This window comes from Microvirga sp. VF16 (genome assembly GCF_016864375.1).
In the GTDB taxonomy this organism is placed as follows: domain Bacteria; phylum Pseudomonadota; class Alphaproteobacteria; order Rhizobiales; family Beijerinckiaceae; genus Microvirga.
The window spans coordinates 4,685,183-4,707,810 of sequence record NZ_CP069354.1; the positions used below are offsets into that span (position 1 = coordinate 4,685,183).

A 22,628-nucleotide genomic window follows, 5' to 3' on the forward strand; every position below is an offset into this window, starting at 1 on the left:
AAAGACCGCCAGTCCTCACTGGCCTGGACGATCTTTCTGAAAGCTTGCGAAAAGATAGAACCCGTTGAAGCGCACGCCTTCCATGGCGGCCTTCCGGTCGAAGCCGAGGGGTGCCTCCTGGCTCTCGATCCGCCCGCCGAATTCCCAATGCGGCTCGACGACGAACGAAGGAACCGAACGCTCTTCCGGAACAGCACAAACCAAACCGTCCGGCTTCGTACTTCGGAACAGATTATATGAGTACATGTCCTGCTCCTTTATTCGCATCACGAATCGCACCCTGCCGGAAAAGAGTGACAGGAGTGTGATATTGCAGCGCAACAAAAGCAGAATTTCTTCTTCTCTTTGAAACGATGGAAGTGGCGCAAAGGGACGGTCCTTTGTTAGGCTCATCTCCAGCCCGTTGGGTTCAACGCCAGAAGAGGGAGTTTATTAGCATGATCACTCGGAGTGTTCTTCGGCGAGGTCTTGTTGGCCTCGGCCTTCTTGCCAGCCTTCCCTTATCTGCACCGGTCTTCGCCCAGGCTCTCGCTCCTTCCCCCGAAGCTCCCACGGGGCGTACGCTCAAGCCTGCAGGCACGGCGACGAGGGACATGGTTGCCGCTGCCAATCCCCTGGCCGCGCAAGCGGGCCGGGAAATTCTTGCTGCTGGCGGCAGCGCCGTCGATGCGGCCATTGCCGTTCAGCTTGTTCTCAATCTCGTCGAGCCGCAGAGCTCCGGCATCGGCGGCGGCGCCTTCATGGTCTTTTGGGACGGAAAGACCATGACCACGCTCGACGGTCGTGAAACGGCTCCCGCCGCGGCAAAGCCCGAACGCTTTCTCGGGCCCGACGGCAAGCCGATGAAATTCTACGATGCCGTGGTCGGCGGCCGCTCAGTGGGTGTGCCGGGCACCTTGCGCCTGCTGGAAACGGCTCACAGGAACTGGGGCAAGCTCTCCTGGCCGCAGGTGATCGAACCAGCGGCACGTCTCGCCGAGGAAGGCTTTGCGATTTCACCGCGCCTCAACGGCCTTCTGACCCAGGAGAAATATCTCCAGAGCGATCCCACCGCGCGCGCCTATTTCTACGAGGCCGACGGCAAGCCGAAAGCAGTGGGAACCGTTCTCAAGAACCCGGCCTTCGCCAAGACTCTGCGCACCATCGCCGACAAGGGTGCCGACGCCTTCTACACGGGTGAGATCGCACAGGACATCGTGACGACCGTGACCGGCCATGCCACGAACCCGGGCGACATGACCCTGGATGATCTGAAAGGCTACAAGGTCCAGGAGCGTGATGCCGTATGCGGCAACTACCGAACCTACAGGATCTGCGGCATGGGCCCGCCGAGTTCCGGGCAGGTCGCGGTGCAGCAGATCATGGGCATCCTGGAAACGCAGGACATGGCGGTTCTGAAGCCCGGGCCGGATGCGGTGCACTGGATCGCGGAAGCGGGCCGCCTCGCCTACGCGGATCGCGCACTCTTCCTGGCTGATCCCGCCTTCGTGAATGTGCCGGTCAAGGGCTTGACCGATCCCGGCTATCTCAAGAGCCGCGCGGCTCTCGTCGATCCGAACAAATCCATGGGCAAGGCGAAGCCCGGCGATCCGCCGTTCCAGAAGACCTTCCTGTGGGGCGCGTCGGACGGTATCGAGTTCGGTACGAGCCACATGTCGATCGTGGATCGCAACGGCAATGCGGTGTCGATGACGACCACGATCGAAGACGGCTTCGGCGCGAGACTGATGGCGAAGAGCGGCTTCCTGCTCAACAACGAGCTGACCGACTTTTCTTTTGCCACAACGGAAGACGACAAACCCATCGCCAATCGCGTCGAGGCGGGCAAGCGTCCCCGCTCCTCCATGGCGCCGACCATCGTGCTCGACGGCAGCGGCAAGCTCTATGCGGTCGTGGGCTCGCCAGGGGGCAGCCTGATCATCAACTACGTGGCCAAGACCCTCGTGGGCATCCTGGACTGGAAGCTTGATCCCCAAGTCGCTGCTGATCTTCCCAATATGGGGAGCCGCAACGGCCCGACGGAACTTGAGGCAGGAACGGAAGCCGAAGGATGGAAGGCTGGGCTGGAAGCAAAGGGCCACGAGGTCAAGCTGATCGACCAGAATTCCGGCATTCATGTTATCGTCGTGACGCCTGCAGGATTGGTCGGCGGCGCCGACAGCCGCCGCGAAGGCGTTGCCATCGGCAACTGATATGGCTTAAGCGGCCCTGTCCCGATAGGGCCGCTTACCCTATCAAGGTGAACTGCAAAGAGGATTGCGAGTGTCCATGCGTATCATCGTCGTCGGCAAGGAAGGACAGGTCGCGCGCGCCCTGGCAGAGCGTGCGAAGGCCCATGGGGCGCAAGCGGTACTCGTCGGCCGTCCCAAGCTCGATCTTGCCGACCCGTCAGGCATCGAGGATGCCCTGATCGAGACTGGCGGCGACGTGATCGTGAACGCCGCCGCCTATACGGCGGTGGATCAGGCGGAATCCGATCCCGAGCTCGCCGATGCCATCAATGGCATCGGCGCGGGCGTCGTCGCCGGCGCGGCAACTGCCATGAACGTCCCCGTCATCCATTTGTCGACCGATTATGTCTTCGACGGCACGTCCGACCGCCCCTACCGCGAGGACGATCCGGTTTCTCCGCTGGGAGCCTATGGTGCCTCCAAGCTCCTGGGCGAGGAGGCCGTGGCCGCCGAGGCAGAGAACCATGTCATCCTCCGCACAGCCTGGGTCTACAGCCCTTTCGGCAAGAACTTTGTGAAGACCATGCTGCGCCTCGCCGCCGACCGTGAGGAACTCGGGGTGGTGGGCGATCAATACGGCTCCCCCACGAGCGCCCTCGATATCGCCGACGGCATTTTCGCAGTCAGCCGCAATCTGCTCGAAAAGCCAGACGACCGGAGCCTGCGCGGTCTGTTTCACATGACTGGAACCGGCTTTGCGAGCTGGGCGGAATTCGCCACGGAAATCTTTGCGCTGTCGGCCCGGTTCGGTGGCCCCTCGGCGAAGGTCCGCCCAATCGCAACGGCAGATTATCCGACGCCGGCCAAACGGCCCGCCAATTCCAGGCTCGATTGCAGCAAGCTGAAAGAGGCCCACGGCGTGGTACTCCCGCCCTGGCGGTCCTCTCTTGAGCCCTGTGTGAAGCGCCTGATCGAGGAAGCCCGTAAGGAAGTCGCTCGCTGACCGCCCAATCGGAGAATGAAATTATGAAACTTTCCGTGGAAGAAGACGATTGTTCTTTTTAAAGAACAATCGTAGGATCGGTTCATGACCTCGCCTCAGCATCCCGATTATCGTTTGGAAACCCGCCTCGTTCATGAGGGCCATCAGCGCACGCCGTTCGGTGAGACGTCCGAGGCGCTCTTCCTAACCCAAGGCTTTGTTTACGAAAGCGCGGAAAGTGCCGAGAGGCGCTTCCTGAACGAGGAGCCGGGGTACAGCTACAGCCGCTATTCCAACCCGACCATTGATGCCTTCGAGCAGCGCATCGCCTCGCTTGAGGGGGCCGAGGCGGCCCGCGCCACGGCGAGCGGCATGGCTGCGGTCACGGCAGCCATCGTCGGGCAGGTTCAAGCCGGCGACCATGTGGTGGCGGCCCGCGCCCTCTTCGGTTCCTGCCGTTGGGTCGTGGAGGATCTGCTGCCCCGCTTCGGCGTCAGCTGTACCCTGGTCGATGGGGCGGATCTCAACCAATGGCGCGCCGCGGTCCGGCCGAACACTAAAGCCTTCCTGCTCGAAACGCCGACCAATCCGAGCCTCGAGATCATCGACATCGCCGCCGTTGCCGCCATCGCGCATGAGGTTGGTGCAACCCTGACCGTCGACAACGTTTTCGCCACTCCCCTCTTCCAGAAACCCCTCGCGCTGGGTGCCGATTGCGTCGTGTATTCGGCGACCAAGCACATTGACGGGCAAGGCCGATGTCTGGGCGGCGTGATCCTGGGCTCGACTGAATTCATCGAGACCAAGGTGCAGCAGTTTCTGCGCATGACGGGGCCGTCGATCTCGCCCTTCAATGCCTGGGTGCTCCTGAAAGGGCTGGAGACGCTCCCACTCCGTGTCGAGAAGCAGACGGCGACGGCAGGCTATCTCGCGGACACTCTCCACGATCATCCCAAGCTTCAGCGGCTGATTTATCCGGGTCGCCCGGATCATCCTCAGGCCGAGCTGATCCGGCGCCAGATGAGCGGCGCCTCCACCATGATCGCCCTTGAGGTGATGGGAGGAAAGGCCGGCGCCTTCCGTTTCCTGAATGCCCTGAAGCTGATCCGGATCTCGAACAATCTCGGCGATGCGAAAAGCCTCGTCACCCATCCGGCGACGACCACGCACCAGCGCTTTACTCCTGAACAGCGGGCCGAGATGAGTATTCCGGATGGTCTCGTACGCCTGTCAGTGGGGCTGGAGCATCAGGAAGATCTGTTGGCAGATCTCATCAATGCACTTGAAAGGGTCTGACGCGCACCGCGTTTGTCCGACCAGATGTCGGAGCAGCAAAGCGTGACATCACGGCCCTGATCGCAAAACCGCTCACTGATGTGGCTGAGCGGGAGCCGGGGTTGACGGTGCTCGGGTGGTCGTACCCTGCGAGGACTGCATCCTGTCGAACATGCGTAAAGCCGCGTCGACACAGGATTGTGTGGATTCCCGATTGCCGCAGACGACGCGAAGCTGTGTATCGCCGCTGCGCAGGAAGAAGCGGGCGCCGCGCTCATAAAGACCGCTCCGGTCGTCCTCGTCGTCATCCCGCATGATCGGGCTGCGCCGGCGATCTCTGTCGCGATCCCAGCCGTCGCGACTTTCGCGCCAGGCACCGCGACCGAAGTCATCACGATCTCGCGACGATTCCTGACCCAAGGCACCTGTCGCGAAGAGAACAAGACCGGCGGCCAGAATGAAAGCACTTTTCATATGAATCTCCCTGCGGAGACGCTCGAAAGAGGAACCCGATTATCTCTTCGAGGCACTCTAGCGGTTGCGCGTCATAACACCTGAAGTGAACAGGCCACAGGGCTCATGGTTCCCGCGAAGAGGCTACGGCACGCCCCTCCTATTCAGAAGGCATGCACTGATCATCCCTGGGCTCATCGATCAATGTGAAGCGTGCGGGAATGGACAGCGGCCAGTCTTCAGCTGCCATAAAGGTAGTTCGGAAGCCAGAGGGTCATTCCAGGCCAGAGATACATGATGATCATGCATATGATGACGATCAGCATGTAAGGCATCATTCCAGCGAAGATCTGGCTCAACGTGACGTGAGGTGGGGAGACGCCTTTGAGATAGTAGGCCGACATCGCCACGGGAGGTGACAGGAATGCCGCCTGAAGGTTCACGAACACAAGCACTCCCCAGAGGACAGGATCGATGTTGAAGTGTTTCAACAACGGCAAAAAGATTGGCACGAAGATGATGATGATCTCGGTCCATTCGAGAGGCCAGCCGAGGATGAAAATGATCGCTTGAGACAGGATCATGAACTGCACCGGCGACAGGTCGAGAGACAGCACCCAGCGCTCGACCAGAGCTTGTCCGCCGAGGATTGCGAAGACAGCGGAGAACAGCGCCGAGCCGACGAAAAGCCAGCACACCATGGCCGTGGTCTTGGCCGTCAGGAATACCGCCTCCTTGGTGCGCTTCCAGTTGAGCGTTCGTGCCTGAAACGCAAGCAGGAAGGCCCCGGCCGCACCCACCGCAGCGGATTCCGTCGCTGTCGTAATCCCGAACAGGATCACGCCAAGTACGACGATGGTGAGGACCCCCAGCGGCATAACCGACGAGGAGAGAAGTTTCACGACCTCGAGGCGCTCGGCATTCATCCTTCGATAGTACCGGAAGAGCATCAACGCGGTGAGAGCAACGATCAGGCCGAAGGCTATGTAGAAGCTGGTCGTCGGTCCTACGTCGGCGGCAGCTGCCGGCTCCGTGCCCACCGTCGGCGAGCCTAGCTGTTCCAATTCGGCCGGAACTTCCTCGGCTGATGCCTGGGGATGGATGACCACATACCACCACAGCAACCAGAGTGTGAGCGCTGACAATGCGAGAGGAATCAGTGCGGCACAGAAATTCTTGATCAGACCCCAGTAGGTAAGGCGACCGTCCTCGGTTTTAATGGTTGTCGCCTTGGAAGGAGAAAACAATGCCGAAAAAAGTCCGACAAGCATGTTGGGCGAATAGGCCGCCTGAAATTCCCGCATCCATGCCGGCACCGGAACTCTTGTTTGTTCCTCAGGTAAGGGCGGAGCGATCTTCGGATTCAGCATCGCCCAACCGACGATGTAAACGAGGTAAAGGAAGGCAAGAAAGAAGCCGGGAAACATGGCTGCAGCGTAGAGCTTCACGACAGATTGCCCCGCGACTGCCGCATAGACAATGATCATGACGGAGGGTGGGATCAGGATACCAAGCGTGCCGCCTGCGGTGATAACGCCGGAGGAGAGTTTCACGTCGTAGCCGGCGCGCAGCATTGGATTGAAGGCGATCACTCCCATCAGGACCACGACAGCGCCGACGAGGCCGCTGGCAATGCCCCAGAACGTACAGACTATCAGCGTTGCAACGGCCAGCGATGCCGGTACGCGCCGGAACGAAAGCTGGATGCTGTAGAACATTTTGTCCACCAGCGCCCCGCGCTCCATCACGTATCCCATGAGCACAAACAGTGGAACGGAGATGAGAACATCATTGGTCATCGCCCCATAGGTGCGTTGAACCATCAGATCGAAGACGCGGTTGTCGACCCAGTGCTGCGCCGGGTCGTAGAAGGCATAGAACCCGAAAAACATGCCGAGCCCCATCAGCGTAAAGGCTGTTGGGAAGCCCATCATGATTACAACCACGATGAGCATGAGCATTGTGAGTCCCAGTGCCGGATCACTCATGTCTGCAGGTCTCCCCCCATCCCGCGTTGACGTGCCGCTTCGTCGATTTGTTGTGCGCGGGCAATCGCAACCTTGCGCGTTTCCTCATCCACATACTCGCTGTGCGCGAGTTGCTCTTCCACGACATCGATCTCCGCGACATCCTTGAGCCGGCTGGGCCATGCTCCGGTCCTGAGGCAGACGATACAGCGCAGGATTTCGGCCAATCCCTGCAGCATCACCAGAACGCCAGCCACCGGGATGATCGACTTGAAGTGATAGATTGGCGGTCCCTCCGCCGTCACCGTCGAATGCTCCCCGATACGCCATGACAGTGCCGCATAGTCGTAGCCCGCATAAATGAGGGCTAGGATCCCGGGCAGGAAAAAGACGATGTACAGGACAAGATCGAGCGCCGCTTGGGTTCGCGGTCGCATCGAGCTGTAGAGAAAGTCACCGCGGACATGAGCATCCTGCGCCAGAGTGTAAGCGCCCGCGAGCATGAACAACGAGCCATAGAGCATGTTGCTGGCGTCGAAGATCCACGCCGTCGGCATGTTCATGATGTAGCGCTTGAACACCTCGACGCAGACAAGGGTCATAAGCCCGATGATGAGCCATGCCGACGCCTTGCCGACCCAGGTGCTGATGCCATCGACCGTATGCAGAAGTTTTTGGACATTCATGCGGAGAAGCCGACTGGCAAAGGGTTATGTGAAGAGACAAAGCGCCATTTGGATATTCCGAACAGCGCTTTGCCGATTCAAGGGAGCATCAGATCTTCTTTGCTGCTGCGTTCGCTCCAAAGTAATGATCGAACGCCATGCGGCGGTTGACGACGGTGTCCTGCTCCCACCGCGTCGCCCGTTGAGCGAAGGCGATCTGTGACTGCAGAATCTCCTTAAAGAGGGGATTTTCCGCCGCCTTCTTCTTCACGACTTCGTCGTAGACTTCGAGCTGCTTCTTGAGAATAGCGTCCGGCGTCTTATAGAACTTGACGTTGTCCTTGGTCTGCAGCTCCACATAATCCTTGGAGTAGCGGTCGATCGCCTTCCAATGCATGTCCTGCGACGCAGCTTCGACCGCATTAGAGATGATCGCCTTCATCTTGTCCGGGAGTGCATCGTACTTGGTCTTGTTGAACATGACCTCGAACTGCTCTGCGTTCTGATGATAGCTCTGAAGCATGCAGATCTTGGACACGTCAGCGAAGCCGAGGGCTCGATCGGACGAGGCATTGTTGAACTCGGCGGCGTCGAGCAGGCCGCGATCCATGGCCGCAACGATTTCACCGCCCGGCAATGCGTTGACCGCCGCGCCCAGGCCAGTGAACACGTCGATCGAGATGCCGACGGTCCGGAACTTCAGGCCGCTGAGATCCTCGGCTTTGGCGACAGGCTTCTTGAACCAGCCGAGCGGTTGCGTCGGCATCGGCCCGTAGAGGAACGACACGACATTGGCGCCGATCGAGGCATAAAGCTTTTCAAGCAACTCCTTGCCGCCGCCGTATTTGTGCCAGGCGAGCAGCATGTTGGCGTCCATCCCGAAGCCCGGGCCAGACCCCCAGAGTGCCAGGGCCGGCTGCTTACCGTAGTGATAGGCGTTCACACCATGGCCGCCGTCCAGCGTCCCTTTCGATACGGCGTCGAGCAGGCCGAAAGCAGGCACCACGGCACCGGCCGGCAGCACCTCGATCGTGAGCTCACCGCCGGTCATGTCATTGACCTTCTTGGCAAAATCGAGCGCGAATTCGTGGAAGATATCCTTGGAAGGCCATGTGCTTTGCCAGCGCATGTTGATGGGGCCCTGTGCCCTGACGACGCTCGGCGCCGCAACAGTCGCCGCAGCTGTAATCGCCGCACCGCCCAAGAACTTACGGCGCGAAGTCTTCTCCCCAAGAGGGGACTTTACTTTGGTCATTAGCTCTCCTCCCGAAAGTGCGGGCTCTTATGGCCGCGCTTTTTTAACTCACATGATAATAGTCCAAACATGCTACCGTGTTAAGCTAGACTCTATATTGGCGCGACCTAAGGAAAAGGCGAGGTAGTGCCGTTGGACTAAGTAGCGCCCATCGGCCTCTCAGTAACAGGGCGGAATTGTCATGCCGGTTTCTCTCCCTGGCCAACAATTCCCCATTCGCCGGTCGGGCATCCAGTATCGCTCCAGTCCCGGCTACCATTGCGATACTCTGCATCCTCTCGCATCCGAGCTCCGGATTCAGCATTGCCTCCAAGGTTAAGATTGAAGAGCTCGGCTCCTCCACAGCTTCGCCGTGCAGCGATCCCTCCGGCAGCGGAACCCCGACTTCCCGTCCACGTTGGCCTCCTGTTCGTATCGCCAAGGAGGCCATCATGAAGTGCGAATACTGCCATCAGGATATTGAGAACCCCTGTCATAACACGCAGGAACTGGAACTGCGCGCGGCAAGCCATGTGGAGCGTTGCGAACATGCTCTCCAGGACCAGAAAGGCATGGGATCCAGCTCACGTGGTGGCACGTCATCCAACGGGTAAGAGGGCAACCACTCCGCAAGTGATCCTCACGGGACCGGGAACGATCAGCCGAAAGCATTGAGAACCCGACCCTAGAATTTCGTGAGCAGACGATCACACCAAGCCAGAGGAGCTTATCGATGGCCCGGAAGGCCGGCATGAGACCGTCTTGGAAGAAGGCAAAAGCCCGGAAGTAGAAGACATCGGACTCCAACAAGGAACAGGCATCCCAAGGCAATCAGGGCTGTTTCCACTTGCGTGGAATCATCTCTTCTTCTTGGTGTGCCGCATTTTTTGACGGCGAACCGGAGCCACCTCGCCGAAAAATGCTCCAGACTCTCAGAAGTGCTCCGACGGCCCGCGAAAGCGGGCTGTTTCTTTGTCGGGCTCGCCCGCCATGAAAAGCGAAGCGGCAATGGTTCTGAAGAACAGCCTGCAATATAAGATTTTTAATAACATTTCATCAAAAAATAACCTTGAAAATCTGTTGTTATTTTCCACGCATCGGACATTGTGCTCGCGGTTGTAGTGAAAACGAAAACAAACCAACCCGGGAATACTTTTCAGGAGGACCTTTATGACTGCGTCGTCGCTCAGCTTTAAGCTTGCCGTTCTGTTCGTCATCGCAGGCATGGCGATGGGAATTGGAATGGCAGCATCCCAGGATCACTCGATCATGCCGGCCCACGCCCACCTGAACCTGCTCGGCTGGGTGTCCCTGTTTCTCTTCGGTATCTATTACGAGCGCCGCCCGGCCCTCGACACGAGCCGTTTGGCCCTGATCCAGGTCATCATCTGGTCGATCGGCACCGTCATCCTGACCATTGCCGTCGCCGCCCTTCATCTTGGTTACACCGCTGCCGATCCGGTTGCCGCGCTCGCGTCGCTGATCGTGCTCGCCGCAATGGTTCTGTTCGCCTACTTCGTCTTCAGGCCAACCCGTGACATCGCCTCGTCACCGAAGGCTCGCCTGACGCCGGCCGAGTAAAAGCAAGCTGATGGGGCGGCTCCTGCCGCTCCAGCACCCATCACTGCCATCCGCAAGTCCTCTTTCCCGCCTGCAGAATCTGCCGCTCTTCTGAGTGGAGTTGGATCACCGATGTTCAGAAAAGCAAAAGCCCCGCACGAGGCGAGGCTGGCCTTATCGAACCTTTGGCGCTCCCTAGGGGACTCGAACCCCTGTTTTCGCCGTGAGAGGGCGACGTCCTAGACCGCTAGACGAAGGGAGCTAGCAAGGTGGAGGCCGCTCGTATAACCACCCTTCCGAATCCCTTCAAGTCCTTTTGCTGAAAAAAGCGAACGGCCCAGGTGAAATGAGGATGCGGTGAACGACGCGACCCGACAGGAATGGCTTTTGGAAGACGGTATCACGGCCGAGCGGCTCGATCGGGTGCTGGCACGGCTGCAGGCCGATCTGTCGCGCAGCCGCCTACAGGCGCTGATCCGCGATGGTCAGGTGGCCGTCGACGGCGTGCCCGTCCTCGATCCGAATCGGAAGGTTGCAGGCGGCGTCCGGATTGCGCTGACAGTGCCGCCGCCCGTTCCCGCGGAACCTGCCGGCGAAACGATGGAACTTGCCATCGTCTACGAGGACGACGATGTGATCGTGATCGACAAGCCGCCGGGGCTCGTGGTTCATCCGGCGGCCGGGCACGATTCCGGCACCCTGGTGAACGCTCTCATCGCCCATTGCGGGGAGAGCCTCTCCGGCATCGGCGGCGTGAAGCGGCCCGGCATCGTCCATCGCCTCGACAAGGATACCTCCGGCCTGCTGGTGGTCGCCAAGAACGACCTCGCCCATCAGGCACTCGCAGCGCAATTCGCCGATCACGGTCGGACCGGGCCGCTGGAACGCGCCTATCTGGCGATCCTCTGGGGCGTGCCCGAGCGGCGGCGTGGGACCGTCGAGGCAGCCCTTGCTCGCTCGACGCATAACCGCGAGAAGATCGTCGTGGTGGGCGAGGATCGCGGCCGCTACGCCATCACCCATTACGAGGTCATGGAAGGCCTACCTCCCGCCAATCCCATCGCGAGCCTAGTCCAATGCGAGCTGGAGACGGGACGCACGCACCAGATCCGGGTTCACATGGCCCATCTCGGCCACCCACTCCTGGGGGATGCGACCTATGGCTCCGGCTTCAAGACCAAGGCGAACCGACTCTCGGAGCCACAGAAGGAGGCGCTGAATGCCCTGAACCGGCAGGCTCTTCATGCCGCGATCCTCGGCTTCGAGCATCCGCGCAGCGGAGAGTTCCTGCGTTTCGAGAGCTCCCTCCCCGCCGATATGGCTGCGCTCCTCCAGGCTCTGCGGGCGGAGATTTAGCGTCAATCGGTCGCAAAATCAGGTCTGGCTGGCACCCTTGCGGCTCTAGTGCGTTCACCACGTCTTGAAGCCTGACGCCTCTATTCGGACAAGGTTGAACCGCTTATATAGGGGGCAAGGCGGCCGGCCCTGGAGGGGGGCCGCCCCAGGCTTGCCTCGTGGTGAGGGAGCCAAAGGAGGAGAAGACATGGCTGCAGCGCTTCCAGTGCTTGCCAATGAAGGGGGCCTTTCGCGCTATCTCGACGAAATCCGTCGCTTCCCCATGCTTGAGCCGCATGAGGAATACATGCTCGCCAAAAGCTGGCGCGAGCATGGAGATCGCGAAGCCGCCCATAAGCTCGTGACATCCCACCTGCGCCTGGTCGCCAAGATCGCCATGGGCTATCGCGGCTACGGCTTGCCGATCGGCGAGGTGGTGTCGGAAGGCAATGTCGGCCTGATGCAGGCTGTCAAACGCTTCGAGCCCGACAAGGGCTTCCGCCTCGCCACATATGCCATGTGGTGGATCAAGGCAGCGATTCAAGAATACATCCTGCGGTCCTGGTCCCTCGTGAAGATGGGCACCACCGCGAACCAGAAGAAGCTGTTCTTCAACCTGCGCAAGGCGAAGGGCCGCATCTCCGCGTTCGAGGAAGGCGATCTTCGTCCGGATCAGGTCAAGCAGATCGCCACCCAGCTCGGCGTGACCGAGCAGGACGTGGTGGACATGAACCGCCGCCTCGGCGGCGATGCCTCCCTCAATGCTCCCTTACGCGACGAAGGCGAAGGCGGCGGCGAATGGCAGGATTGGCTCGTCGACAGCGGCCAGAGCCAGGAGCAGGTGCTCGTGGAGGAGGAGGAAGGCCAGAACCGGCTGACCGCCCTGCGTTCCGCGCTTTCCGTGCTCAATCCGCGCGAGCGCCGCATCTTCGAAGCGCGCCGTCTGTCGGACGATCCGATCACACTCGAAGAGCTCTCCACCGAGTTCGGCGTGTCTCGCGAACGCGTCCGCCAGATCGAGGTGCGCGCCTTCGAGAAGGTGCAGGAAGCGGTCAAGAAGAACCTGACCCAGATCGAGACCTCGGCAGCCGAGGCTTAAATCGACCTTCCATGAACTCATGAAAAAGCCGCGCTCGATGCGCGGCTTTTTGTTAGCGCATCGTGCGGAAAAGTGGATCCGGTTTTCCGCACTCAACGATGCGCCGCTTAAGGGATTGAGCATCGGACCCAAAAGTGGGTCCGATGCTCTAGTGGAAGCCTGTTACCCTACTGCCATTGATTGAAGGCGTCGTTGAGGATCTGGTTGCCGGAGGCGCCTTTCTCGAAGCTCAGGATCGCGCGCTGGCCGGACGCCATCCGCACCGGCAGGTCGATCCAGTTGCGGCGCACGAAGAGCTGGGTGTTGCGCGCCACATCGACCTGCAGGTTGGAGAGGCCGATCAGAAAAAGGTTCTCGCGCACGGGCACCGGCAGGCCGGCAACCGGGGTGCCGCGAGCCGCTTCCTCGTCCTTGAACTGCAGCAATCCGACGTCTCGGATGACACGGTTCGTATCGCCTTCGCGGGTGGTGAAGGTGAGTTCGACCGTATGGGAGGCCGGCAGCGTCGCGTCGAGGTTGCGCCGCAGCATCATACGCATCGTCAACCCGGCATCGGGCACCTCGATCAGGGCACTGACGGCTTTCTCGAGGGGCTGGCCCTGGCCGGGATTGACGTCCTCGAGACGCCACGTCACCCGCCCGACCTGCGCCTTGGGGGTCTGCGGGTTGGCGGGATCCTCCTCATAGAAGACCGCACGTTGCACCACGCCTGCTTCCTGGCGAGGGGCCGGAGCCGGAGCGGGCGTGGTCGAGGGGGCGGCCTGACCGCCGACCCGCTCGTTGATCTTGGAATCGGCGGGAGCCGGCTGCGGCGCCTCGGCCACCGGGGTTTCGGGAGCAAGATCCTCGGGCCTGTCGCGCCACAGGAAGGCGAAGGCGGCGATGGCCGCGATCACGAGCGCCAGGACCGACCCGAAAATGATCGTCCGCGTCCGTCCCTTACCCTGCATGGCCGGATGAGGCCGGCTGTCGACCTTGGGCCGCGCCACGGCGGGCTCGGCATAGGTGCCCTCGGCCTCTTCTTCCACAGCGGCTTGAGGAGCGGGCGCCCGCAAGCCATGGACCGAGCCTGCGCTCCGAGTTCCTTCGCGCGTCGGCTGATCGGCGGCCGGCATAGTCGAGAAGGCATCGTCATCGAACCCGGCCGGCGCGGTGTAATCCGCCTCGACCTTGGTGATGGCCTCGTCGAGGGAGCGGCCTTCCTGCTGGATCTCCGCCTCGGTCAGAGGCGGGTCAAGGGAACGCAACTGCGCGATCAAAGCCGTGCGGGCACGCTCGTAGACGGCGTGCCGCTTGTCGGGGGTTTGCTCGGGCAAGCCTTCGACGGCTCGGGCGATGAGAGGGTAATAATCTGCCATTTCTCTTGGGATTGCCCCGCTCAGGCTCCGTCGTCAACCCTCAAAGGGGTTCTTCATCAGGATTGTGTCGTCACGCTCCGGCGAAGTCGAGAGCACGGCGACGGGCGCCCCGATCAATTCCTCCACGCGGCGGACATATTTGATCGCCTGTGCCGGTAGGTCAGCCCAAGAGCGCGCTCCCGCGGTCGAACCGCTCCAGCCTTCGATCTCCTCGTAGATCGGCTCGACGCGCGCCTGCGCACCCTGGCTTGCCGGGAAGTAATCGATGGTCTCGCCATCGAGCTTGTAGCCGGTGCCGATCTTGATGGTCTCGAAGCCGTCGAGGATGTCGAGCTTGGTGAGCGCGATGCCGTCGATGCCGGAGGTGCGCACCGTCTGGCGTACCAGCGTGGCATCGAACCAGCCGCAGCGGCGCTTACGGCCCGTGACCACGCCGAACTCCTTGCCTTTCTGGCCGATCAGCTCGCCGGTCTCGTCGAACAGCTCGGTCGGGAACGGCCCCTCGCCCACGCGGGTCGTGTAGGCCTTGGCGATGCCGAGCACATAGCCGACGCTGCCCGGGCCGAGTCCCGAACCCGTGGCCGCCTGTCCGGCCACCGTGTTGGACGAGGTGACGAAAGGATAGGTGCCGTGATCGACGTCGAGCAGCGCGCCTTGAGCGCCCTCGAACAGGATGCGCTTGCCGGCCCGACGCTCGTCGTCGAGCAGGCGCCACACGGCGTCCATGTAAGGCAGGACCTTCGGCGCGACGGAAGCCAGCTCCTCGTAGATCGCCTTCGGCTCGAACTCGTCGAGACCGAAGCCGCGGCGAAGCGCATTGTGGTGCGTGAGCAGGCGTTCGATCTTTTCAGGGAGAGCCGAGAGATCGGCGAGATCCATGAGGCGGATGGCGCGGCGGCCGGCCTTGTCCTCGTAAGCCGGGCCGATGCCGCGCTTGGTGGTGCCGATCTTCGTGCCGGCGCTGCCGCTTTCGCGTAGCGCATCAAGCTCGCGATGGATGGAAAGGATCAGCGTGGCGTTTTCGGCCACGCGCAGGTTCTCGCGGGTGATCGAGACGCCCTGCTCGGAAAGGCGCGCAACCTCACCGGCGAGCGCATGCGGATCGAGCACGACGCCGTTGCCGATGACGGAGAGCTTGCCCGGACGCACGACGCCGGAGGGTAGCAGAGAGAGCTTGTAGACCTTGTCGCCGATCACGAGGGTATGGCCGGCATTGTGCCCGCCCTGGAACCGCACGACCACGTCCGCCTGTTCGGACAACCAGTCGACGATCTTGCCCTTGCCTTCGTCGCCCCACTGGGCGCCCACGACAACCACATTCGCCATCGCTCAAGCCTCACATAAAAAAACCCCGGCGCAAGGCCAGGGTTGGGTCAAAAACCTTGCAAACCCTCATGGTGGATCGCGCGCCTCAGGTCAAGGCGGAATGCGCCCCGATCCCGTGATCATATGGGTCGTGAAGGGCGGGAATGTGGTTGCCGTTCGGAAGCGGCCGACGAAAACCGCCACGGCCAGGCTATGGCGGGTGCTGGTCGATCCGTTCGCGTCGGATCAGATCACGAGAAAATCGGAGGCTTTCAGGTTGAGCTTCGCCTTCACCTTGGCGAACTCGATCGCCTTCTTGGCTCCCGAGCCATCCGGATCGTAGGACAGAACGCCGGTCTTCTTGCTGTAGACGATGTAATCGTTCTTATCCTTGGCCTTGTCGCCGATGGTGAAGAACGATGTGCTCAACTTGCCCGCCTTCTTCAGCTTGGAGAAGTTCGCGTTCTCCAGGTGGATCTTGTCCTCCTTCGGCTTGAAATCGCTGATCGTATCAAAGTTCACCTTGCGGTCCGTCTTGGAGGTGCCGAGCTTCGCGGCGAAGACGAACGCATCCTTGCCCTTGCCGCCGATGAGCATGTCATTGCCGTAGCCGCCGCTCAGCGTATCGTTGCCGAGCCCACCGTCGAGCCTGTCGCGACCATTGGCTCCGACAAGCCTGTCGTTGCCGCCAAGACCATAGAAGGCATCCGCTCCGACATCGCCCCACAGCACATCGTGACCATTGCTGCCCGTGATCTTCTCGGGCGACCGGTTTGTCACGCCGATCGTGAAGGTCTTCTCCTCGCTCAAGCCGTCCCGGTCCGCCACGCGCACCCTGACGGTGTGGGAGGCAGCCTGTTCGTGATCGAGCCTCAGGCCATCGGCGACGACGAGCTTGTCCCCTTGAAGCGCAAAACGCCCCCCGGCATCGTCGAGCAGGGTGTAGGTGAGCGTATCGCCCGCGATCGCATCCGTGTTCTTGGCGGACAGCGTGCCGACGACGGTGCCGTTGGCGGTCGCCTCCACGATGGCCGCCGCGCTCAGGGCGAGATCCGTCGGCGCTTCGTTCATCTTGAAGCGCTGCTGATAAATTTCCCTGACGCCGGACTGATCGGAGTACCACGCGACGACCCAGCTTCCATCGTTCAGGGCCGTGACGACGGGCCAAGCTCCATCACCGGATGGATCGCTATTGACCGGCATTTCCGCGTCGGATGCCGCCCGTCCGAACTTGTCGAACGCCTTCTGATAGATGCCGCGACCCTGCCCATCACCTGCGGCCCAGGTGACAACCCACCCGCCATCCGCCAGGTCCGTAACGCCTTGTACAAAGCCATCGGTAGCCGCGGCGACGACTGTCTCGGCATCGGCCACCTGACCGTTCTTGTCGAAGCGCTTCTGGTGAATTCCGCCGTTGTCGTTCCAGGTGACGATCCAGCCGCCATCGCTCAAGCCGGCTATGCTTGGAAATTGGTTAGCGGGGACGGTGGCGAGGGCGATATCATCGGAGACGGCACCACCATCCGCATCGAAGCGTCTTTGGTAAAATCCAGACGAGCTGTCTTGCCAGGTGACGACCCAGCCGCCGTCGGCGAGAGCCGCGATCTGCTGATTTGCCTGCAATCCAGCCGTCTTCTGCGCGACGAGCCGGTCCCCATCCGGATTGGGCTTGCCTGTGCTGTCAAAAATTCGTTGATAAACGTCATAATCTCCGGCCCCGTCGCGGGAGACCCAAGTGACGATCCAACCTCCATTGGGAAGCACGCAGACCTCAGGTTCATTGACGGTCCCGGTTCCCGTGTTGACGCGGATCGCGCCGGTGACGGGATTTCCGTCGTCATCGAATCGCCTTTGAAAGATCCCGGGGCCGTCGGCCCAAAAAGCGACCCATCCGCCATCCGGCAAGGCCACAACAGATGGGCTGATGCCGTTTTTGCCGTCTTCAAGCACCTTTATGGGACCGCCGAGCGGCTGGCCATTCTGACCGTATCTCTGGCTGAGAACGTCTTCTTTCCCGCCTCCAATCTCTCGACGCCAGACGACCAGCCATCCTCCATCCTCCAGGGCGGTGATGGCCGGTCTGATCTCATTCCCCATGCCGCCGGGCGGGGAAACCATCGTCTCCACGCCAACTTTATAGACCTTACCCATCGTCCACCCCCTGAATGCGCATGTGATAACATAAACTAACCTGACTTAAAAACCGGCATAGATGGCTCGGAGGCCGCGATTGCCGACCGTGTACCAGTGATCTCAATGGGGTGACGCGGTGCTTCTTTTTCGGCATCGGGATTGCCGGGACGGGCCGGCCATGATGGGTGTGGATGTCGATGCGTCTGTGTCAAAGAGCCAGCGCCGTGTGGCCCGCAGCCTGCGCTGCGAGCCTGACGATGGATCGAGGGTGGCGCGACAGGCAGCCCGGCTCGATGTCTGGTGTGAGATGGAAGAGCCGAACTGCCTCTTCGCGCACGGCTTCTTTAGGCGGACAGGAGAGGCCAGCTCAGTCAACCGCCTCAGGCGTGGACCGTCTGCGCGACGGCGGCCTGCGACCGATCCCGACCACCAACCCACATCCTGGGCCTCCCGTCACCCGCACCTGCGTATCGGTACGTGCACGGGACCGTGCCTGCTCCCACACTGCGACGCCTCGCGAGCGCGCCCCTCTCAGGAGCAGATCTAAGGCAATGATATAGCCAAGATTGGGACAATTGTCAAGAACAAAAGTGGAACATGTGCGGTGTCATTCCCGGCCAGAGCGGAGGGGAAGGGAACCCACCCGCATGCACACCGCTATGGATCCCCTTCCCGGTCCTGCGGACCGCCGGGGATGACACCCTCCACGTCATCGCCGGCCTTGGGCCGGTGATCCCGATCGGCAAGGCGCGGCGCTTCACAGCATCGGGATGGCCGGGACAGGCCCGGCCATGACGTGAAAGGGGAATGCACCACTGTCATCCCGGGGCCGCGCAGCGGAGCCCGGGATCCATAAACACGGCGTTTCCAAAAAGGGCGAGCAGCATTGCGCCACGTTCTGCAACGCCGGCGGTTATGGATCCCGGGCTCGCCTTCGGCGCGCCGGAATGACAGTGGACGCTATTGGAGTGTCATTCCCGGAAGGACGCGCAGCGGAGGGGAACGGAATCCACTCACACGCCGCACTATGGATCCCCTTCCCTCGTATGGACCCCTTCCCTCGCCGGGGATGACATCGGTGCAGCAGTCTCTTCCCCGTCATGGCAGCACGGTTTGCAGCGTCTACGTCTTCGGAGCAGTAACTTCGCTGTCATTTGACAAACACAACGATGTGTAGGAGCCTCGCCCCATCATGTTGAGCCTTCTACGATACCGTCGCGGCCTGCATCGGGCAGGCAACCTCATCGCGGGCAAGTAGCCCCGAGCTCAACGCGCGTCTGCGCCCCGAGCTCGGGGCGCTCCACATCATCTGAATCCTTGGACATCCTGTGAGGACGCATGCCGGTTCACCCGGCACGGCGGCATGGCTATCGCCTCAAGCTTGCGTTCCGCGTCGCGAATCCGAGCCTCGTCCAGGGCCAGACCAACAGCGTTCTTCCGCCTCCGAATGTCCTGATCGGCGGAACGAGCACCAGCCCGGTGCGACTGGCCCGGGCGCTTCAACTTAACCCCATCTATCCCCGGAATCCGATGGCGATCCCGGCCGCCCTCTGCGGCGTCCCGCGCCGCAGCATCTTCAAGAACAGGAGACATCGAATGACCAAGAAAACAGCGCGCATCGCAAAGCCACGGATCACTCTGACGGCGGTGGATCACGAGAAGCTTTCAACCCTTGCCGAAGCGGCCCTGCACACGATGCCGGATGTGGCACGGGAGCTCGCCGAGGAGCTCGACCGGGCTCATATCCTGCCTGGCGGGAAGCAGCGTGCGGACGCGGTCCATATGGGTTGCGAAGTCGATTTTCGGGATGACACCACAGGGCGCGTGCAGACGGTCACGCTGGTTTATCCGCACGAGGCCGACATCTCGCAGGGAAGGATCTCGGTGCTGACCCCGATCGGAACCGCCCTCATTGGGCTCCCACTCGGACAATCGATCGATTGGACCACCCGCACGGGGGAATCGAAGCGTCTGACCGTCCTGCAGATTCGCAAGCTCGCTTCGGTGGAACAGGAGGCCGTCTGAGCGGACGCATCTGGACTGCCCTGCTCGTCATGGCCGGGCTCGTCCCGGCCATCCACATCTTTGCAACGTTGAGGTTCTCAAGTCGTGGATCCCCGGAACCAGTCCGGGGATGACGGCGGAGGGTATCGGTCCTGACGGAACCTCCATGCGTATGCGGGAAAACGCGAGGCTTCACGCCCGTCCGCGCGCACTCTTCTCCACCTTCACACGGTGTTCGACGAAGTTGCGGATTTCGCGGGTGCGGCGATGGGGGTCGAGCACTTCCGCGTCGATGCCGTACCGCCAAGCGAGATCGAAGCGCGATGGATCCCTGTCCAGGGCCACCAGGTCCTGCACATAAGCGACGGCTTCCTCGGTCGTCCGGCAGAAGCCTTCCTTCACGAGGATATCCGTCCGGCGGCTCAGGATGGCGGCGAGTTCACTTAGCGAAAACTCGGGATGATACTGCACGCCCCAGAACACGCCGCCGTCCCGACGGATCTCGGCGGCCTGGACCGGGGAGATCGCATTGCCGGCAAGCACCGTGCAGTCGCCCGGCAGGGTTGTGACCATGTCGAGATGGATGGCGGGCGCATCAAAAGCCGCGGGGCGACCTTCAAGCATGGGGTGGTCGCGGCCAGCCTCGGTAGCCGTGATTTTGCGGGCGACGCCCACCTCGCGCCCGAGCGGGTTTACCTGCACGTCTCCGTCCGCCGCGACGGCCGCGACCTGCAGGCCCCAGCATGAGCCGAAGGACGGGGTGCGGGATGCATAGACCGCCCGCATCAGGTCGATCTGGCTCAGGATGTCGGGAGTGCGGTCGTAGATGTTGAGGTGCGAGCCGGTGAGCACGATGCCGTCATAGGATTCGAGGCCCGCCGCGTCCGGCAGGTTCGCGCCCTCATCCGTCGGAAAGGCGATGTCGCAGACGGCATCGCCTTCGATGCCCTGAATCACCTCCGCATAGGATTCCGAGAGGGTTAGTCCATAGGCTTGCCTGTGGGCCTGCCTTGCGCCCCGCGTATTGCCCTCAACTACCAGAAACCGTAAGGCCATGCGTATCACCCGCTTTCTTTCGCGCCGGTTTAGCCGAACGGCGCAAAGCAGCAAGCGCAATAAGGTCCTGCCTCCAATGAAATTTCTGCAATCGCTCTGGCAAGGTCTTTGGGGGCAGGCCTATCTTCTCCTGGTTCTCACCACGCTCATGTGGGCCGGTAACGGCATCGCCGGCCGGCTCGCCATCGGCGAGATCTCCCCCATGGTGCTCACCTGTCTGCGCTGGATCGTCGTGGTGGCGATCCTGCTGCCCCTCGTCGGGCGCCAGCTCGTGGCGGAATGGCCGAAATTCAGGGCTCGCTGGTTCTTCACGCTTATCATGGGCGTCTTCGGCTTCACGGCCTTCAACGCGCTCTTCTATGCCGCCGCCCATCACACCAGCGCGGTCAACCTCACCATCTTCCAGGGCTCGATTCCGGTCTTCGTGCTCATCGGCATGATCGTCGTCTTCCGCGCCCGCGTGATCCCACTTCAGATCATCGGCATGATCGTCACGCTCATCGGCGTGATCACGGTATCGGTCAAAGCCGATTGGGAGATCCTGAAGACGCTGGCGATCAATATCGGCGACGTGTGGATGCTGATCGCCTGCGTGTTCTATTCGGTCTACACGCTCGGCCTGCGCTATCGCCCGGAGATGCCGGGCCTCGTGTTCTTCGCCGCCATGGCGGTCGTGGCCTTCGCGAGTTCCCTGCCCCTCGTCGGCGCGGAGATGATCCAGGGCACGGCGCAGTTTCCCACGCCGAAGGGCTGGCTCATCCTGCTCTACGTGGCTCTCCTGCCTTCGCTGCTATCGCAGATCTTCTTCATCCGCGGCGTCGAGTTGATCGGCCCGGCGCGGGCGGGTCTCTTCGTCAATCTTGTGCCGGTCTTCGGCGCCCTGCTCGCGGTGGTGCTGCTCGGCGAGCCTTTTGCGCTTTATCACGCGATCGGGTTGGCGCTCGTGCTCGGCGGAATCTGGCTCGCGGAGCAGCGACGGTAAGTACGTAGCTCCGACGGACATCAGACCCTCCACCGTCATCCCCGCGAAGGCGGGGATCCATAAACACGACAGCTTGAGAGAAGACGCAGCGGCCTCCGCTTCGATTGTTCTGGATCGTCAGCGGTTATGGATTCCGGGCTCGCCTCCGGCGCCCCGGAATGACAGTGGCGAGTTCGCTAATCCGCGAACACTACCGTCTTGCGGCCGTTGAGGATGATGCGGTCCTCAAGGTGATAGCGCACGGCGCGGGCCAGCACGCGGCGTTCGATGTCGCGGCCCTTGCGGACGAGATCCTCCGCGGAATCGCGATGCGTGATCGACTCCACGTCCTGCGCGATGATCGGGCCCTCATCGAGATCGGACGTCACATAGTGCGCCGTCGCGCCGATCAGCTTCACGCCGCGGGTATGGGCCTGATGGTAGGGCTTGGCGCCCTTGAAGCTTGGAAGAAACGAGTGGTGGATGTTGATGCAGCGCCCCGCGAGCTTCGCGGCAAGACCATCCGACAGGACCTGCATGTAACGCGCGAGCACCACGAGATCGACTTTCGAGTCGCGGATGATCTCCCAGACCTGTGCTTCCTGCTCGAGCTTCGTGTCCTTCGTGACGGGAAGGCAGTGGAACGGGACCTTGCCCAGATCCACATGGCTGTAGGTTTCGGCCGGATGGTTGGCGATGACACCGACGAGCTCGAAATCGAGCTCGCCGATGCGCCAGCGGTAGAGAAGATCCGCGAGGCAATGGTCGAATTTCGAGACCAGCAGCATGACCCGGCGCTTCTCGCGCGGATCGCGTAAGGTCCATGTCATGCTCAAGCGATCGGCGAGCGGCGCGAAGCCGCTCTTCAAGGCATCGAGATCACTCTCTCCCGACACGGGATCGAAAACGACACGCATGAAGAAGCGATCCGTCTGCGTGTCGTCATATTGCTGGGCGTCGAGGATGTTGAGACCCGCATCGGACAGGTGCCCTGCCACGGCAGCCACGATACCGGGACGGTTCGGGCAAGCGAGCGTCAGAACGAAGCGCTGTCGCAGGGACGATGCCAT

18 protein-coding genes and 1 tRNA gene are annotated in these 22,628 nt (G+C 61.6%); 8 read left to right on the forward strand and 11 right to left on the reverse strand.

The features are described from left to right. Positions 1-15 precede the first annotated feature (15 nt). A complete protein-coding gene (locus tag JO965_RS21980) occupies positions 16-246 on the reverse strand; it encodes a hypothetical protein (RefSeq protein ID WP_203441102.1) in 231 nt (76 codons plus the stop codon). Positions 247-437: 191 nt separating this feature from the next. On the opposite strand from JO965_RS21980, the gene ggt reads away from it, so the two are divergent. The 3 genes from ggt to JO965_RS21995 all read left to right on the forward strand — a co-directional run bounded on the left by ggt (position 438) and on the right by JO965_RS21995 (position 4,449). After that, entirely contained in the window at positions 438-2,192 is a 1,755-nt protein-coding gene (ggt, locus tag JO965_RS21985; protein ID WP_203441103.1) for a gamma-glutamyltransferase, read from the forward strand. A 76-nt stretch (positions 2,193-2,268) separates the two neighbouring features. Then, entirely contained in the window at positions 2,269-3,174 is a 906-nt protein-coding gene (gene rfbD, locus JO965_RS21990; RefSeq protein WP_203444306.1) for a dTDP-4-dehydrorhamnose reductase, read from the forward strand. 84 nt (positions 3,175-3,258) lie between these two features. Next, positions 3,259-4,449 (forward strand): O-succinylhomoserine sulfhydrylase, encoded by a 1,191-nt coding sequence (locus JO965_RS21995; protein ID WP_203441104.1) that lies wholly within the window; start codon positions 3,259-3,261, stop codon positions 4,447-4,449. 72 nt (positions 4,450-4,521) lie between these two features. On the opposite strand, the gene JO965_RS22000 is transcribed toward JO965_RS21995, so the two are convergent. The 4 genes from JO965_RS22000 to JO965_RS22015 all read right to left on the reverse strand — a co-directional run bounded on the left by JO965_RS22000 (position 4,522) and on the right by JO965_RS22015 (position 8,768). Further along, on the reverse strand, positions 4,522-4,902 hold the full coding sequence (locus tag JO965_RS22000; protein ID WP_203441105.1) for a hypothetical protein: 381 nt from the start codon (positions 4,900-4,902) through the stop codon (positions 4,522-4,524). 218 nt (positions 4,903-5,120) lie between these two features. Continuing rightward, positions 5,121-6,869, reverse strand: coding sequence for a TRAP transporter large permease subunit (locus JO965_RS22005; RefSeq protein WP_203441106.1), 1,749 nt, complete (start codon positions 6,867-6,869; stop codon positions 5,121-5,123). Then, positions 6,866-7,534, reverse strand: a complete 669-nt coding sequence (locus JO965_RS22010) for a TRAP transporter small permease subunit (RefSeq protein ID WP_203441107.1) — start codon at positions 7,532-7,534, stop codon at positions 6,866-6,868. The genes JO965_RS22005 and JO965_RS22010 overlap by 4 nt, the downstream gene beginning before the upstream one ends. Before the next feature lie 88 nt (positions 7,535-7,622). Then, positions 7,623-8,768 carry a TRAP transporter substrate-binding protein gene (locus JO965_RS22015; RefSeq protein WP_203441108.1) on the reverse strand — a complete coding sequence of 382 codons (1,146 nt, stop codon included), beginning with the start codon at positions 8,766-8,768 and terminating at the stop codon, positions 7,623-7,625. A 1,149-nt stretch (positions 8,769-9,917) separates the two neighbouring features. Here JO965_RS22015 and JO965_RS22020 point away from each other — a divergent pair. Beyond that, complete coding sequence (locus JO965_RS22020) at positions 9,918-10,328, forward strand: hypothetical protein (RefSeq protein ID WP_203441109.1); 411 nt, start codon at positions 9,918-9,920, stop codon at positions 10,326-10,328. A gap of 165 nt (positions 10,329-10,493) precedes the next feature. Here JO965_RS22020 and JO965_RS22025 read toward each other — a convergent pair. Then, positions 10,494-10,569: transfer RNA gene (locus JO965_RS22025), tRNA-Glu, on the reverse strand. A gap of 95 nt (positions 10,570-10,664) precedes the next feature. Here JO965_RS22025 and JO965_RS22030 point away from each other — a divergent pair. Both JO965_RS22030 and rpoH read left to right on the forward strand, forming a co-directional pair. After that, positions 10,665-11,663 (forward strand): RluA family pseudouridine synthase, encoded by a 999-nt coding sequence (locus tag JO965_RS22030; RefSeq protein ID WP_203441110.1) that lies wholly within the window; start codon positions 10,665-10,667, stop codon positions 11,661-11,663. A gap of 187 nt (positions 11,664-11,850) precedes the next feature. Then, on the forward strand, positions 11,851-12,741 hold the full coding sequence (rpoH, locus tag JO965_RS22035; RefSeq protein WP_203441111.1) for an RNA polymerase sigma factor RpoH: 891 nt from the start codon (positions 11,851-11,853) through the stop codon (positions 12,739-12,741). Between the two features lie 167 nt (positions 12,742-12,908). Here rpoH and JO965_RS22040 read toward each other — a convergent pair whose 3' ends face one another. The 3 genes from JO965_RS22040 to JO965_RS22050 all read right to left on the reverse strand — a co-directional run bounded on the left by JO965_RS22040 (position 12,909) and on the right by JO965_RS22050 (position 17,555). Beyond that, positions 12,909-14,099 carry a histidine kinase gene (locus tag JO965_RS22040; protein ID WP_203441112.1) on the reverse strand — a complete coding sequence of 397 codons (1,191 nt, stop codon included), beginning with the start codon at positions 14,097-14,099 and terminating at the stop codon, positions 12,909-12,911. A gap of 33 nt (positions 14,100-14,132) precedes the next feature. After that, positions 14,133-15,425 carry an adenylosuccinate synthase gene (locus tag JO965_RS22045; protein WP_203441113.1) on the reverse strand — a complete coding sequence of 431 codons (1,293 nt, stop codon included), beginning with the start codon at positions 15,423-15,425 and terminating at the stop codon, positions 14,133-14,135. A 225-nt stretch (positions 15,426-15,650) separates the two neighbouring features. After that, a complete protein-coding gene (locus tag JO965_RS22050) occupies positions 15,651-17,555 on the reverse strand; it encodes a hypothetical protein (RefSeq protein ID WP_203441114.1) in 1,905 nt (634 codons plus the stop codon). Between the two features lie 1,320 nt (positions 17,556-18,875). On the opposite strand from JO965_RS22050, the gene rnk reads away from it, so the two are divergent. Beyond that, positions 18,876-19,562: a nucleoside diphosphate kinase regulator gene (rnk, locus tag JO965_RS49420; protein ID WP_371826812.1), complete on the forward strand. Its 687-nt coding sequence runs from the start codon at positions 18,876-18,878 to the stop codon at positions 19,560-19,562. A 171-nt stretch (positions 19,563-19,733) separates the two neighbouring features. Here rnk and JO965_RS22060 read toward each other — a convergent pair whose 3' ends face one another. Beyond that, positions 19,734-20,597 (reverse strand): type 1 glutamine amidotransferase, encoded by an 864-nt coding sequence (locus tag JO965_RS22060; RefSeq protein ID WP_203441115.1) that lies wholly within the window; start codon positions 20,595-20,597, stop codon positions 19,734-19,736. Between the two features lie 76 nt (positions 20,598-20,673). Between JO965_RS22060 and JO965_RS22065 the strand changes: the two genes are divergently transcribed. Then, complete coding sequence (locus JO965_RS22065) at positions 20,674-21,579, forward strand: DMT family transporter (protein ID WP_203441116.1); 906 nt, start codon at positions 20,674-20,676, stop codon at positions 21,577-21,579. Between the two features lie 176 nt (positions 21,580-21,755). Here the strand turns inward: JO965_RS22065 and purU are convergent, their stop codons facing one another. Further along, positions 21,756-22,628 (reverse strand): formyltetrahydrofolate deformylase, encoded by an 873-nt coding sequence (gene purU, locus JO965_RS22070; protein WP_203441117.1) that lies wholly within the window; start codon positions 22,626-22,628, stop codon positions 21,756-21,758.

Excerpts from the sequence above, each read along its gene's own strand:
- JO965_RS21980 (WP_203441102.1), bottom strand. The coding sequence starts at position 246 with ATGTACTCATATAATCTGTTCCGAAGTACGAAGCCGGACGGTTTGGTT.
- ggt (WP_203441103.1), top strand. The coding sequence starts at position 438 with ATGATCACTCGGAGTGTTCTTCGGCGAGGTCTTGTTGGCCTCGGCCTT.
- rfbD (WP_203444306.1), top strand. The coding sequence starts at position 2,269 with ATGCGTATCATCGTCGTCGGCAAGGAAGGACAGGTCGCGCGCGCCCTG.
- JO965_RS21995 (WP_203441104.1), top strand. The coding sequence starts at position 3,259 with ATGACCTCGCCTCAGCATCCCGATTATCGTTTGGAAACCCGCCTCGTT.
- JO965_RS22000 (WP_203441105.1), bottom strand. The coding sequence starts at position 4,902 with ATGAAAAGTGCTTTCATTCTGGCCGCCGGTCTTGTTCTCTTCGCGACA.
- JO965_RS22005 (WP_203441106.1), bottom strand. The coding sequence starts at position 6,869 with ATGAGTGATCCGGCACTGGGACTCACAATGCTCATGCTCATCGTGGTT.
- JO965_RS22010 (WP_203441107.1), bottom strand. The coding sequence starts at position 7,534 with ATGAATGTCCAAAAACTTCTGCATACGGTCGATGGCATCAGCACCTGG.
- JO965_RS22015 (WP_203441108.1), bottom strand. The coding sequence starts at position 8,768 with ATGACCAAAGTAAAGTCCCCTCTTGGGGAGAAGACTTCGCGCCGTAAG.
- JO965_RS22020 (WP_203441109.1), top strand. The coding sequence starts at position 9,918 with ATGACTGCGTCGTCGCTCAGCTTTAAGCTTGCCGTTCTGTTCGTCATC.
- rpoH (WP_203441111.1), top strand. The coding sequence starts at position 11,851 with ATGGCTGCAGCGCTTCCAGTGCTTGCCAATGAAGGGGGCCTTTCGCGC.
- JO965_RS22040 (WP_203441112.1), bottom strand. The coding sequence starts at position 14,099 with ATGGCAGATTATTACCCTCTCATCGCCCGAGCCGTCGAAGGCTTGCCC.
- JO965_RS22045 (WP_203441113.1), bottom strand. The coding sequence starts at position 15,425 with ATGGCGAATGTGGTTGTCGTGGGCGCCCAGTGGGGCGACGAAGGCAAG.
- JO965_RS22050 (WP_203441114.1), bottom strand. The coding sequence starts at position 17,555 with ATGGGTAAGGTCTATAAAGTTGGCGTGGAGACGATGGTTTCCCCGCCC.
- rnk (WP_371826812.1), top strand. The coding sequence starts at position 18,876 with ATGCCGGTTCACCCGGCACGGCGGCATGGCTATCGCCTCAAGCTTGCG.
- JO965_RS22060 (WP_203441115.1), bottom strand. The coding sequence starts at position 20,597 with ATGGCCTTACGGTTTCTGGTAGTTGAGGGCAATACGCGGGGCGCAAGG.
- JO965_RS22065 (WP_203441116.1), top strand. The coding sequence starts at position 20,674 with ATGAAATTTCTGCAATCGCTCTGGCAAGGTCTTTGGGGGCAGGCCTAT.
- purU (WP_203441117.1), bottom strand. The coding sequence starts at position 22,628 with ATGGCATCGTCCCTGCGACAGCGCTTCGTTCTGACGCTCGCTTGCCCG.